General features: G+C 69.8%; 8 protein-coding genes and 1 pseudogene. All 9 read right to left on the bottom strand.

The genetic code is table 11. The features are described from left to right. Positions 1–194: 194 nt before the first annotated feature. The 9 genes and pseudogenes from ACFYM2_RS12580 to ACFYM2_RS12540 all read right to left on the bottom strand — a co-directional run bounded on the left by ACFYM2_RS12580 (position 195) and on the right by ACFYM2_RS12540 (position 13297). Positions 195–1103 (bottom strand): annotated as a pseudogene (locus ACFYM2_RS12580) (IS982 family transposase). 332 nt (positions 1104–1435) lie between these two features. Then, positions 1436–2692, bottom strand: a complete 1257-nt coding sequence (locus ACFYM2_RS12575) for an MFS transporter (protein ID WP_388835729.1) — start codon at positions 2690–2692, stop codon at positions 1436–1438. A gap of 357 nt (positions 2693–3049) precedes the next feature. After that, positions 3050–3811, bottom strand: a complete 762-nt coding sequence (locus tag ACFYM2_RS12570) for an SDR family NAD(P)-dependent oxidoreductase (RefSeq protein WP_388835726.1) — start codon at positions 3809–3811, stop codon at positions 3050–3052. 85 nt (positions 3812–3896) lie between these two features. Further along, a complete protein-coding gene (locus ACFYM2_RS12565; RefSeq protein ID WP_388835805.1) occupies positions 3897–4184 on the bottom strand; it encodes an acyl carrier protein in 288 nt (95 codons plus the stop codon). A gap of 82 nt (positions 4185–4266) precedes the next feature. Then, on the bottom strand, positions 4267–5514 hold the full coding sequence (locus ACFYM2_RS12560) for an aminotransferase class I/II-fold pyridoxal phosphate-dependent enzyme (RefSeq protein WP_388459834.1): 1248 nt from the start codon (positions 5512–5514) through the stop codon (positions 4267–4269). Then, a complete protein-coding gene (locus ACFYM2_RS12555) occupies positions 5511–7526 on the bottom strand; it encodes a condensation domain-containing protein (RefSeq protein ID WP_388835723.1) in 2016 nt (671 codons plus the stop codon). Before ACFYM2_RS12555 ends, ACFYM2_RS12560 begins: the two co-directional genes overlap by 4 nt. A gap of 10 nt (positions 7527–7536) precedes the next feature. Continuing rightward, positions 7537–8757 (bottom strand): beta-ketoacyl-ACP synthase II, encoded by a 1221-nt coding sequence (gene fabF / locus ACFYM2_RS12550; protein ID WP_388835720.1) that lies wholly within the window; start codon positions 8755–8757, stop codon positions 7537–7539. 38 nt (positions 8758–8795) lie between these two features. Then, the gene (locus ACFYM2_RS12545) at positions 8796–10523 is read right to left on the bottom strand and encodes a thiamine pyrophosphate-binding protein (RefSeq protein ID WP_388835717.1); all 1728 of its coding nucleotides are present in this window, start codon (positions 10521–10523) and stop codon (positions 8796–8798) included. Then, positions 10520–13297: an aldehyde dehydrogenase family protein gene (locus ACFYM2_RS12540; RefSeq protein WP_388835802.1), complete on the bottom strand. Its 2778-nt coding sequence runs from the start codon at positions 13295–13297 to the stop codon at positions 10520–10522. The genes ACFYM2_RS12545 and ACFYM2_RS12540 overlap by 4 nt, the downstream gene beginning before the upstream one ends. Positions 13298–14310: the final 1013 nt, after the last annotated feature.

Raw genomic sequence — 14310 nt, 5'->3', positions numbered from 1 at the left:
CACTAAAAGGCTCGTGAAGACCTGACCGAGGGGAGGGCGCGGTAGCCCGCCCAGAAGACAAGGGGTCACCGCGCGGCATCATGCGAAGATCACCAGTAGCGGGCTCTCCCGCGTTGGTCGTGAGGCGTGTTGGCCTGGCTCCTGGGGGAAGGCCCGCTCGTGGAGCTGCGCTAGATGAGTAGTTCCGATGTGGCTCAGTGGTCGTAGGCCGTCAGTGACCGCGTAATGGGTGCACCGACGGTGCGGTTGTGCCAGATGGCGCAGGTCATGACCAGGATTCGCTGTGCCACACGGACGCCGACGCCTTCGATGGTTCGGCCGCCGTGCTGTTCGAGCTCGAGTTGGCCTTTGAGGGTGTCGTTGACCGACTCGATCAGCCATCACACGGTTGTGAGCAGGGCTTCTGCGGGCTGTGGGGTGCCGCGGTCGCGGTCGCGGTCGCGGTAGGAGGGTCTTAGCAGGCTGATGCCGTGGGTGGTGAGGATGCGGTCGAGGTCGGCGGCGATGGGGCCCTTGTCCGCCAGGATCAGCAGGCCCGGCCGGGCGGCGGCCAGCTGTGGTTCGTCGTCGATCAAGGCGGCCAGGACCTGCCATTCGTCGATCTTCGGGTCCGCCAGCGCCCAGGTCACGGGCAGGCCGGCCGGGGTGCACACCAGGTGCAGTTTCAGGCCCCGGTAGAAGCGGGAGTGGGAGCGGCAGTAACCGTAGTTGGCCCAGCCAGCCAGGTCGAAGCGTTTGACGGTCTCGTGGGAGCGGGCGCACTCGACGGGCGTGGAGTCCACGATCCACATGTCGTCCGGCCACAGGTCGGTATCGGCGGCCAGTGACCGGATGGCCCGCTTGACCAGGGGCAGAGCGGGTCGCTGTCGTTTGTCGTAGGCCGGGCGCTGCGGCAGATACGGGAACATCCCGTGCAGGTGAGCGTGGGCGAAGCGCGGCCAACGAGCCACGGCGTGGAAGCCCAGCACGGCTTGGGCCACTGCCAGGGTCACCAGCTCGGCATCGGTCAGCCGGGGCGGACGCCCACGCCGTCGCGGGGTCTTCAAACGGCCATCGACATGCACGTACAGTGCCGTCAAGAGGGTGTCCAAATCGGCCGTCACAACCCGATGTCGGACACCCCCCTACACCCTCCCCACGTCTGTGAACCCCGCATTCGGAACTACTCGTCTAGCTGAAAATGGCCGGCCCGCCCCTTTTCAGGGGCGGGTCCGCTCCCATCCAGTGCGGTTCCGGCGGCAGAGCGATGAATCCCAACTTCCGCAGGGCAACTGTCCTGTTTCGCCTGCCGGACCAACCAAACCAGAGGGGCCAGGCCGCATCGGCATTGGGATTGGGATTGGGATTGGGATTGGGATTGGGGGTGAACTGAGCATCGCTTGAGCCAGTTGCCCCAGTAGCCTCGTTGATCGACAGCCTTCGTTGAGCGACACGGTCAACGCAGGGAGCGCATCGCCGGGCTCAGGGCGACCAGGGCGGCACACGCCAGGACGGCGCTGCCGCACACTAGGAACAGCAGCGTCGTGCCGAGGGGAACCAGGACGCCGGCAAGCATGTAGGAGAACGGGTCGAACGCCACCGTGGCAAGGACGACGAGGCTGAGCACACGCCCCAGCAATCGCTGCGGAACTCGCTCCTGGAGAGTGGCCACGACGACCACTCCGAGGAACGCGGAGCCAAGGCCGATGAGGGAGACCACCGCCGTGGCGGCGACGACATCGTCCACGGCCGCCAGTCCGGCCATGCCCGCGCCGATCGCGGCGACCCCGCCCACCACCGTCCAGCCGCGCCGGGCGGGTGGCCGCCACCCCGCCACGAGCGAGCCGGCCAGTGATCCGCCACCGAAGCCCGAGAGCACGATGCCCAAAGAGCCGGCGCCGCCCAGCCGTTGATCGGCGAGTACGGCGCCCCCGACCAGCACGGGGCCCACCACCGCGATATTGATCAGGGCGATGGCCGCCAGCATCCCTCGTACCACCGGCTCACGCCAGGCGTAACTCAAGCCCGCGCCGAGGGCACGCGCGGTACTGAGCTGCTCACCCTCGGCGGGCTGCGGATCGACCACGTCCCCGGCGGATTCGCCGCGCCGTAGCGCGCGGACGGCCATGCTGAGGGCGACTGCGGCCAGCGCGGCCAGCGCCGCGATCCCCCCGAGCGTCGCGTCGAAGCCGACTACGGCGATGACTCCGGCGGCCACCGCCGGGCCGATCAGGTCGCCCCCTGACTCCGCGCCCTGCACCAGCGCGTTGACCCGGGCGAGCCTGTCGTTCGGTACGACACCGGGCAGCAGAGCAAGAGCCGCGGGGAAGTACGCGGCGTCGGCGACACCGAGCAGTGCCGCGAGCAGCGCGACCGCCGTCACCGATGGCGAGGTCAAGGTGACCAGGGCGCCGAGGGCGAGCAGGACCGCGACGCGGAGCCAGGCGGCACCGGCCGCGATACGGGCGGGGCCGAGGCGGTCGACCAGCACTCCCGCGGGGAGCAGCAGCGCCGCTCGTGGCAGTGCCACGGCCACCAGGACGAATCCTGTGGCCATCCCGGGTTGCGACAGCTTCAGTACGAAGAGCGTGAGCCATATGAGGAACAGCGCATCGACCACGGCCGCCAGGCCCTGGCCCACGATCAGACGGCGCAGGTGCGCGTCGCCAAGCGGCTCGCGCGGGAGGGAACGGGCGGTCGGATCCGCCGTCATCGCCGGATCCCCGGGGCGCCGCGCGCATCGGTCCCGCCAGACGGCAGACAGTCGTCGGCCATGCGACCGAATACACGCAACTTGCTTGCTGCACAAGCTGGTTGACCCGCCGACTCGACGCAGCTCATGTCATCCCCCCGTGATCGCATCCGGGTGGGCCCGGACGGGAAAGCGGGCTCCTGTCTCTGATCAACACCTTGACCACATCCACTCGCCTCCGACGAAACACACTGAGTGGCCGGGTGAGATCGCCGCCGCAAAGCCAGTTCGCATCCGCGGTCCGCGATCCGCTGCCCGTCGGCGGCCGCTGCCGAGTGCCGGCCCACCCTTGTGGCTCACCGCGCTCGTCACTAGTCACTAGGCGATGTGTGTACCTCCATCGACCGTGAGGGTGGTGCCGGTGATGTAGGACGACGCGTCGGAGACCAGGAAGACCAGTGCCGCGGCGAGCTCCTGCGGCTGCCCGATGCGGCCTGAGAGCACCCGCGGCATCATCGCCTCCAGATAACCCTCGCCGTATCCGTCGGTCATCTCGGAGGTGAAGAGGCCCGGCGCCAGGGCGTTTACGCGGATGCCCTTGCCGGGTGTCCACTGTTGGGCGAGGTCTCGGGTGAGCCCGAGCAGGCCGGCTTTCGAGGCCGAGTACGCGGCCTGCGGCAGTCCGCCGGTGACCAGCGCGAGAATGCTGGAGATGTTGACGATGGCACTGCCGGGCAGCATCACCGCGCCCGCCGCCTGGGCCATCCAGTACGCCCCGTTGAGGTTGATGTCGATGACCTCGCGGAACCGCTCCGGGGTCTCCTCCGTCGCGGGCACTTCACCGCTGATCCCGGCGTTGTTGACGAGGATGTCCACCCGTCCGAAGGCTCGCACAGCCGCGTCGACCAGCGCGCGGCAGTCCTGCGGTTCGCCGACGTCGGTGTGTACCGCGATGGCCCGGCGGCCGAGTTTTTCGACGGCCGTGCGCACGGCCTCCAGCCTCTCGGTGCGCCGCGCCCCGAGTACGACATCGGCGCCGGCCTCGGCCAGCGCGGTGGCGAAGGCGACCCCGAGCCCGGAGGAGGCACCGGTGACCACGGCGACGCGACCGTCGAGCCGGAAGCGTTCCAGGATGCTCATGCCCAACTCCCGCGCATGGATGCGGTGTTGACCCGGGCGAGGCGAGTGGTCCGTATGGTCCGACGGCCCGGCCGTCCGGCGGCGGTCATCGGTGGTCGGCAATGTAGCTCACGGTGTCGCCGACGGTCTTCAGCTCCGTGATCAGGTCATCGGGGATCTTCACTCGAAAGCTGTCCTCAAGCGCCACGGCGATCTCCACCATCGACAGGGAGTCGATGTCGAGATCGTCGGTGAAGGACTTCTCGCCGGTCACCGCGGCGGAGTCGACCCCGGCGACCTCTTCGACGATCTGGGCAAGGGCGGTCAGGATGTCAGTGTTGCCCGTACGGCCGCTGGCACTGCCGGTGTTGCCGGTGTTGCTGGTGCTGTTCACCACGGGGCTTCTCCTTCGTGAGGCTTGAGGGGGGCGACATGAGACGGTGACCGGGCGGCGGGCGCGAATCTCGGCGGGGAGGTCAGAGCGCGAGGCGCCGCCGGTAGGTGAGAAGGGTGCGCAGGAAGCCGTCCATCTGCTCCTCGGTGTGGCCCGCGTGCGGGAACAGGCGCAGGAGCGCCCGGTTGCGCGAGACCGCGGGGTAGGAGAAGACCGGCACGAGGTAGCCGTCCTCGACGAACCACTCCCGCATCTGAAGGGCGGCGGCGTCGTTGCCGATCGGCACCGAGAGCATGTACGACTCGGTCGGCGTGGTCGGCGTGTCCGCCTCGTGCATCTGTCGGCGGAAGCGTGCGGCATGCGCCAAGTAGTCGTCGACGATCGCCGGATCGTCGGCGAGGGCGTCGATCGTGCGCGTCGCCGTGTGGGCGGTGGGCGGTTGGATGGCGGCCGTGAACATCGAGGTGCCGGAGAGCAGTTCGAAGGCGTCGATGGCCGTGGCCGGCCCGGCGATCGCACCGCCTTCCAGACCGATGGCCTTCGAAAGGGACACCATGACGAAGTCGGCCCGCTCCCGCACCGCGGCCGCTTCCCGCGCGTACGGACGGTTCTCGGGCCCGTACACCATGAACCCGTTCGCGTCGTCGATCATGCTGATGGCGCCGTGCCGGTCGCACTCGTCGAGGATGTCGACGATGGGCCCCATGGTGCCGTCGGCCGAGTAGATGCTCTCGGCGATCACGACGGTCTTGCGGGCGCGGACCCGTTTCAGGATGCGCGCCAGATCGGAGACGTCGTTGTGCCGGAACGCGTGGACGTTGCGCCCGTAGTCCAGTCCTTCCAGGCCCTTCCAAATGCTCCAGTGGACGTCACGGTCGGCGACGAAAACGGTGTCGTGGTTGCGCACTTCGATCCCGGCGTCGAAGTGCGCGGAACTGCTCATGGCGTGGACGAACCCGATGTTGGCGAGAAGCCCCGTGGCGAAACTGATGGCCCGTTCCTTGCCGGTGTGGCGGGCGATCGTGTCTTCGAGTACTTGGTGAGGGCGGCAGATCCCCTGCGTCATCCTGGATCCGCTGGTGCTCAGGCCGTGGGCGAGTGCCCCCTCTGCGAAATGGCGTTGTACGGGGATGTGGCGCTCCAGATCGAGGAAGCTGATGCTGGCGAAGTTCACCAGCTCGCGGCCGTTGCGGACGATGGTCGGCCCGACCGGACCGTCCACCACGGGCGGGCGGTAGGCCGTGTCGTGCGTGTTCGCCTCGACGAAGGCGCCGAAGCCCCACGGGGCCAGGCGGTCCACGGACGGTGCGGCGATGTGGGACGCGGTCATGGTGAGGTATCTCCTCCACGGGGGTCGCGGGGCGGTAGGGGCTCCAGGGCTGCGGCGAGATGGCCGAGCGAGGCCGTTCCGGCCAGCTCGTCCGACGCGATCCCGGTGAAGCCGAACTGGCGCAACAGCGCGAGCAGTTGTGGGACTGCGACCAGCGTCACGCCGTGGTCGGCGAGGCTGCGGTGCATGTCCACGGCGTCGGGGCTGTCGAGGGTGCCGGCCGGCAGACCGCCGGGCACGACGGAGGCCACGGCGGCTGCCAACGCCCGTTCGGCGCACGTCGCGGCCGGGCGCGACGCGACCCACAGCGCTTCCGTATCGCCGGTGGCGGTGCCCGGCCGGACGCAGGACCGGCCCGGGTCGGGGCCGGCCGCCGGGGTCAGGACGTAACGCCTCGGGGCCACCAGAGCGGGCACTTCGCCGAGGTGGTCCAGGACGTGGCGGTGCAGGTCGCCGGGGGTGACGCCAGGGGCGACGCGGACGTACGCCGCGAGGTGCGGTCCGCCGCCCTCCCCCCTCGTCTCCTCGCGCTCCCCCTTGGGCGCCTCACGCTCCCCTGCGGCCTCCCCGCCGGGCGCCACCGTCACCGCGTGCACGCCCGCGTGACCGCGCAACACCTCCTCGACGTCGGCCAGGCGCACCCATCCCTGTGGGGCGCGCCACCATCCGGGGGTGGCGGGGGTGAGGGGGCGTTCCGGCACCGGGCACTCGGCTCCGTCGGCGAGCGCGCGCAGAAGACCGCACAACCGGACCGGCAGCTCCAGGGCCTGCTCGGCGTCGAGCAGATGGTCCCCGACGGTGACATCGAGAGTGACGACCCCCTCGTCCCGGCCGAGGTCCACGTAAAGCGTCTCGCAGGGTTCGTCGGGGGCACTCGTGATCCAGGTGGCGGCCCCGCCCGGCGGTCCGTACCGTGCGGGGACCAGGTAGTCGCGTGGCCACGAGTAGCAGTTGTACTCGATGGTGGGTACGGTCACGACGCCGCGGCGCCGGTCCATGCGCGCCTGGGACGCGACCAGTTCGGCGGGGCGCCACTGGGCGTGCCGGTAGGCCGCGGCACAGGCCGCGGCGACGGAGGCGACCACCTCGCCGAACGCCGCGCCCGGGCGGAGGTCGATCTGTACCGGGACCGTCAGTGCCCGGACGCCGATGCTGTCGCGCAGCGCGGCGCGGGCTCGGTTGGACACGACCACGGACGCGAGGAACCGGTGTTCGCCGGTGCGGGTGGCGATGTCGTGAGCCAGCGCCGCGAGCACGACGGCCTCCGGGCTGACCCGATGACGACGGGCCAGGCGGTCGAGGTCGTCGTACGCCTCCACCGAGCGGTGCTGGAGACGATGGCGCCCAGCGCCGTCGTCGCTCCCGCCGAAAGGGGCCAGCACGCCGGTCGGGTTGCTCGCGAGACGCGTCAACCACTCGAGCTCGGCCGCGCGGGCGCGTTCCAGGGGCTGGGTGGCCACCATGTCGAGGGGGTGCGGGGATGCCTCCAACAACGCCTCTCCGCCGCGTAGTTGAGCGTGCAGCTGGTCGATCAGCACCGCGAGACCCCAGCCGTCGATCAGTACGTGGTGGGCCGCGATCACGACCGCACACGGCTTCCCGGCCCTGAGCAGCACCCTCGCGAGCCAGGGCGGGTTCCGCTCGGGGTCGATCGGGCGGGCGGCCAGCGCCGCTGTGGCCGCCTCCAGGGTGTCGGCGTCGGCGTCGGGCACGTCGGCGTAGTCGACAGGCAGGGGAGCCCAGTCCGGGCGGTGGACGTACTGGACCGGGCGGAGCGGGTCGACGGTGGTGCGCAGCGCCTCGTGGCGGGCGGTGAGGAACCCGAGCGCCGCGAGCACGTCGGCGACCGTGGCCGCGGGCGGAACGTGGCAGTGGTCCGCGAGCGGCGTCGGATTCACCCGGCGTTGCGCGGGGATGGTGTGCTCGAACCAGTGCCACTGCTGAATCCAGGTCAGTGGTCCGCTGCGCGTGACGGTGACGGAGCTCGGGGCCGGTCGGGGAAGGTGGTTCACGACCGTGACCTCATACGGACCGGACCACGAGAACGGCGTTGTGACCACCGAAGCCGAACGAATTGCTGAGCGCGATCCGTACGTCGTCGTGGTGCTGCGCCTGGTGTGGTACGAAGTTGATGTCCGGGTCGATCGGTTCGTCGCAGTTGATGGTCGGCGGGACGTCGCCGGTGCGCAGGACTTGGATCGAGGCCACCAGCTCGACCGCGCCCGCGGCTCCGATCATGTGCCCGGTCATCGATTTGGTCGAGCTGACCGGGATCCGGTCGACGCGATCCCCCAGTACCTTGCGCAGAACGGCCGCTTCGGTGGCGTCGTTCAACTGCGTGCCGGTTCCATGGGCGTTGACGTAGTCCACGTCCGGTCCCGATATCCGCGCGTCGCGCAGCGCCGCCTCGACGGCGAGGCAGGCGCCCCGTCCCTCCGGGTGCGGAGCCGTCCAGTGATGGGCGTCGGAACTCGCCCCGTACCCGATGAGTTCGGCCAGGGCCCTCGCTCCCCGCCGCTGGGCCACTTCGGCGGACTCAAGGACCACCACGGCGGCTCCCTCACTCATCACGAACCCGTCGCGGTGCACGTCGAAGGGGCGGCACGCCGCGGTTGGGTCGTCGTTGCGTCTGGACAGCGCGCGGGCGTTGCCGCTGCCCGCGAGGTCGACGGTGGTGACGCAGGCATCGGCGCCTCCGACGAGAACGACGTCGGCCTCGCCATGGCTGATCATGCGCATCCCCGCGCCCACCGCGTCCGCCCCGCTGGCGCACGCCGTGCTCTGGGCCCGGCTGGGACCCTGGGTGCCCAGACGCATGCTGATCTCGCCGGCCGCGCTGTCCATGGCGGTCGTGACCTGGGTGAAGGGACTGATGGCGCGTGGCCCCTTGTCGCGCAGGATGTTCGCGGCGCGGTAGATGGACCCCACGGGGCCGTACCCGCTCCCGATGATCACGGCGACCCGTGGTGCCAGTTGTTCGTCGACGACGAGTCCGGCGTGTTCGCAGGCTTCCAGCGCCGCGGCGAGGGCGTACTGCGCGTACGGGTCGGCGCGGCGACTGACCGTCTGGGGCATGTAACGGCTGGGCGTGAATCCCCGGACCTGGCCGCCGATACGGACGCCGAGGTCGGTCACGTCGATGGCGTCCACGGTGTCGATGCCGCTGCGGCCGGCGAGCATCGCCGTCCATGTCTCGTCGACGCTGTGGCCCAGCGGCGTCACCGCGCCATACCCGGTGACCATGACCCGGCGCCCTTTGTCACCTCGCTCCCTTGCCGCTGTCACTGGGGAACCACCTCGGCTTCGCTGACGCACGGAGGGATGTCGTCGGGGGCGACCGGCACCATGAGCACGGCCGTGCCTCCCCGGGAACAGAACCGGCGTGCGGCGACGACCTCGTCGGTCAGCGTGGCTTTGTCGCGCAGCACTCGGTAGTGAATGTCCGGCCCGTCCACCGCGGGCGGCGGCGCGCCCGGCCGGGTGAAGGGATAGCGCTCGGCGTCGAGGCCGAGGCGGGCGCGCTGGGCGTCGAGCCAGCCGTAGCCTCCATTGCACAGCACGACGTAGAGGACGCCGCCGTGGGCCGGCGCGGTGACGGCGATGTCGGCGCGGACCGCGAGGAAGGCGCCGTCCCCGACGAACGCGGTGACTTCGTGGTCCGGGGCGGCTCGCTTGACCCCGATGGCCGCGGCGGCCCCGAAGCCCAACGGGGTCTGCTCGGACGGCACGATGGATCCGCCGCCGATGTGGAAGGGGAAGCAGTAGGACCACATGTCCTGGAGCCCGTTCTCCTGGACGAGGACGTGCCGCTCGGCGGCAGTGGCATCGAGCGCGGCAAGCAGCTCGGCGATGCGGATTCCCGGCAGCGTCGCGGCGCGGGCCAACTCCCCCTCGACTGCGAGCGACATGGCCTTGCGGGCGTCCGCGATCTCGTTCCGCCACTGCCCTCTCGCGTCCGCGACCTTGTTCTTCCGACGCTGGGTCGTGTCCGTGTGCTCGGCCACGTCATCGCCGAGCGCCCGGGTCCAGCCGAGCACGGCGTGCCGGGCGTCGCCGATGACACGCGGGCCGAAGAACTCGGACGACAGTCCGCCCGGGTCGATGTTGACCTGCACCACGGTGACCGGCGGCCAGGGCGTGCCGCCTTCGACGACCGTCTCCTCCAGCCGCCCGGCGAGCGACACCACCAGGTCGCAGGACGACCACAACTCGCGTGCCGGGGCAGCGGCATAAAGGCCTGCCACGCCGCAGAACAGCGGATGATTCTCATCGACGGCTCCCCGGCCGGACGCGGTGGTGAACAGCGCCGCGCCCAGGCGTTCGGCGAAGCGCTCGACCGCACTGTCGTCGTTGCGGTGCCGCATTCCGCCGCCCACCAGCACCACCGGGCGACTGCTCGCGCGCAGCGCCGCCAGCGCCGGACCCGGCGTCACGGAGTTCGAGTCAAGGAGCAGTGTTTCAGGAGGAGTTGGGGTATTCCCGCTGACAGTGATCTCAGCCGTGCGGACGTCGTCCGGCAACTCCAGGTACACCGGTCCGGGCGGTGGCCCCATCGCTCGGGTCAGCGCCGTGACCGTCGAGGGGACGACCCGGTCGGGGTGGCCCACCCGGTGTGCCCAGCGCACCAGGGGCGCTGCCACGGCGACTTGGTCGAGTTCCTGGAACCCGCCGCTCCCCCGGCGCTGTTCGGGCGTACCGGCGGCGAGTACGAGGATCGGCGCACCCGTCTCCCGCGCCTCCAGCAGGCCGGTGGCCGCGTGCGTGACGGCCGGCCCCTTGCCCAGCACGCAGACGGCGAGCCGGCCCGACTGCAACGCATAGCCGGTCGCCATGTGCATCGCGTTGCGCTGGTCCCGGCACGGTACGAGGTCCAGGCCGGCGGCGTCGAAGGCGCACAGCAAGTCCAGGTCGTCGCCGGGCAGTCCGAAACAGGTGTCGACCTCGTTCGCCGCCAGCACGTCGACGATCGCGGACCAGGCGTCGGCATACCGCTTGCTCGCTCGGGTCACTTCTCACCCACCGTGGCAGCGGGAGCCGCCGGGAGGTTCCGCGCCACGGCCTGCGACATGAGCAGCGGCTCGGCGTGCCGCTCGCCGCCGTAGGAGATGTAGTTGGCCCTCATCCCGAATCCGCCGAACGGGCGGTTGCCGTCCTCGGCGTCGAGCAGGGTGTGGTTGACACAGGTGTGGTGGCGCTGGGACAGGACCCGCACGGTCTCCGGGTCGTTCCCGTAGACCATCGCTCCCAGCGCGCGTTCGCTGAAGTAGGGGCTCGCCAGGCGCTCGCGCAACAACCGCGCGCCGGGATAGGAGACGACGTTGAACACGGGGGCGAACATCTCGTCGAGAGGGATCTTGTCGTCGAAGCCCCACAGGAGCACGGTCGGCTCGATCCTGCGGGACGGCAGGTCGATGCGCCCGCCGTGCCGGATGTGACGCGCGTGCCGCACCAGGTAGTCCGAGCAGTTCACCAGCGCCGAGTCGTAGCAGATCGCACCGTAGTCGACGCCGGGGTCGTCGTTCGGCCCGAAGCGCAGCGAAGCGAGTTCGGCGGACAGCAGGTGGAGGAATTCTTCGGTGCGGCCTTTCGGCGCGAACACGACGTCAGGGCCGAAGCAGTCCTGGCCCGAGTTGTAGAGCCGGATCGTCGTGACGTCCTGTGCGGCGTGGGCGAGATCGGCGTCGGGTGCGATCACGAAGGGGTTGATGCCGTGTCCGAAGAAGAGGAAGAGTTGGTCTTCCGCCAGTCCTTCACGGATGACCTCGGCATTGGAGTACTTTCCGGTGAAGACGATGAGGTCCGCCTCGCGGACCGGTCCCGTCACGAACTTGCGCTGGCTGAGTTCGTACAACTCGATGGGCAATCCGTGAACCGGCGCCAGCAGGGCGTGCAGGCGCAGCATCTGGCTTTTCATCTCGGAAGACGGCCGGAAGACGATGCGGTCGCTGTAAAGGGAGGCCACGAGCAAATAGAGCGCGTAGGAATACAGCGGGATGTTGGAGGGCATGAAGACGGCGGCCAGAGGCAGACTGCCGGGACGGCCCCTGCGGATCTCCTCCTCGGCTCCGTCGAGGGTGGCGAGAAATGCACGGAGCTCCGCACGGGCGGTACGGTGCGGCGAGATTTCGGTGAGGATCGCCATCACCGCGTCCTCGTTCTCGGCCACATGGCGGCGCACCGCACGCAGCGCGCCGACGCGGTCGGCGAAGGGAATGCGGTAATCGTTCGCACGGATGGTCGAGCCGACCGTGGACGGCCCGGTGGTGGCGCGGGGCGCGGTGGACGCGGATAAGCCCGCGACTGATTCGGGCACGGATAAGCCGGGGGGTGCGTCGGTCGCCCCGGACGGGACCGAGTCCGTGGACGTGTCGGTGGAACCGGACGTGGACAGCGAAGTCATGGCGATCTTCTCCAGAACGGCCAGGTTGGGCTTTCCCGAGCTCGTGAGCGGCAGCTCGGGAAGCACCACGATGTGGTCGGGCTGCTCGTAGCGGGCGAGCACGGCGCGCAGTACCCGTTTCCAGTGCGCGGGCTCGTGTGCGTCCGGGTCCGCGATCACGAACACCAGGCGGGAGCCCAGACGCGCGTCGGGGACGGCGATGACCTCCGTCTGGGCGCCGGCGGACTCGGCCCGCGCGGCGAGGTGGTCGGGATAGAGGGTGTGGCCGTCGCGGTGCACGGCGTGCTTGCGCCCGACCGGGAAGACCCGCCCGGCATCGTCGAGCAGACCGATGTCGCCGGTGCGGTGGACGGGACCCGGAATCGGAATGATCTCACCGTGATCGTCCAGGTGACCGGTCATCAGGCCGCCACTGCGTACGACGAGTTCGCCGAGCCGGCCAGGAGGGAGGGGCCTGCCGTGGTCGTCATGGACTTCGACGATCACGCCGGGCAGCGGTGTGCCGCACCCCACCGGGTCGGCGCGGGAGGCCAGCGCGATGTTTCCCACCTCGGTCGCGCCGTAGCCGTCGAGCAGGCGTTCTCCCGTACGGGCATGAAACCGGGCCGCCAGACCGCGCCCCAGCGGGGCACCGCCCACGCACCAGGCTCGTACGCCCTTCAGCGCGGTTACGAGCGGGGGCCGGCGGTCCAGCAGGTTGAGCAGGGTGTGATAGGTCGACGGGGCTCCGTCGACGATGGAGAGGCCGTGGTCAATGCCCACCTCAAGTACGCGGTCCAGGCGCGTGGTCGGCCCGTAGACCACGAGCGTGCCGCCGCCCAGCCACCAGCAGAGGACCAGTGACAGACCGTATTGATGGGAGTACGGCAGGACGGGCAGGAAGACGTCGTCGGGCCGGTACTCCATCCGTTCCGCGCTGAGTGCGAGATTGTCGAGGATCGAGCGTCCGGAGCGGACAATTCCCTTTGGGCTGCCCGTCGTACCCGACGACCATGAGACCGCGGCGTCCCGGCGCCTCGCCCAGGCCGCCATATCGGAGCCGGCCGCCGTGCCTGAAGCGGGCTGTGACGGTGGGGCTTCGTGGTCCCCAGCGGGCTGTGACGGGGAGGCATCGCCCGGACCGTCGCCGACTTCCAGCATGACGCGCGCCTGCGCACGGATCTGCGAGCGCTGTGCCGGGGCGGCACGGTGATCGGCCAGGACCACCGAGGCATCAAGATGGATGAGCGCGAGCAAATTGACGACCCATTCGGGAGAATTGGCCCCGCTCATCATCACCCGTGAGCCGGCCACTATGCCGCGTCGCGCAAAGAACTCGATGGCTCCCGAAATGCGGGCCGCGATTTCTTCAGTCTTCCAGATATGCCCCTCTGCCGAGATCAAGCGCCTGGGAATGGGCAACTCGTACTCCTTAGCGCCAGGGGGTTCTCTTCACCTTCCCGGACGCGCACGCTCCTGCAAACAAAATCGCGCATGCCGTCCTCTTCCGCTCAAGAAGATGAATCCGAAACGACTATGCCATGCCCGCCGAACGGTGTCGAGCATGACAAAGATCCCCCATGACACGCGTGGGGTCGTTGAGAACGCAGCGACGGAAGAGTTATGACGCATGGCCATTTATCGCCGACGAATTCTGGGCAGCAGTCTTGTTCACGTACAAGCAAACGACGGCCCCGTCCAGTACCGACCTCGAACTTCAGGGAGTGCGGAACCGTGTACTCAACCGCCCGTTTCGAGCCGTGCGGTGCGGATCCCGGCCATCGGGAGAGGGGAAATCGCGGCATCCGCCATCTGCCGGCCTCGCCCGTCCGGAACGACCCGTGCCGAGGAGGGGCGGCGAGCACGGACGAAAAGCTCTGGCCGTCCCGTCATTCTTCGAACAACTACACGCTCTAGAAAGCGAGTTGAGCGGAGCAGTACACCTTCCCGCAATCCACGCCCGCGAACTGCGGCCCCGAGCAGGGCCGGAACGGGCATCCCCCGGCAATCGGGGAGGGCGCGGCGTTCAGCCTGCGGGTGTACCGATCTGCCCGAGTTCCAGCGCGAGGCGCAGCCAGGACAGGACCCCGGCCCAGGCCGTCCTCGTCGAGCGGGTCCCGCGCCGGATGCTGGGCGGGGTCAACGCGCTCGGTGGCTCGCATACCGGCTGATCACCGGCTCCGGACAGCCCGCGTGAGGACCGCTCAAGCCGTCCAATTCGGCTGGCGAGCACCCCAGTGCCGGTCCATCGAGTTCCGGTGCTCGGCCCCGGGCCCGCTCGGCTGACGCAGCGGTGGCGAACCCCTCTCGCAGCGCCGCCTCCGACAGAGCCGGGGCGACATGGGTCAGCCCCACGCTGCCGTACTCCCCCGGGTCATGGCCCAGCGCCGCGACTCCCGCGAAGCCGCCTCCATCCC

Source organism: Streptomyces sp. NPDC006711 (assembly GCF_042869775.1).
Lineage (GTDB): Bacteria > Actinomycetota > Actinomycetes > Streptomycetales > Streptomycetaceae > Streptomyces.
This window is presented reverse-complemented; position numbering and strand designations above follow the sequence as displayed.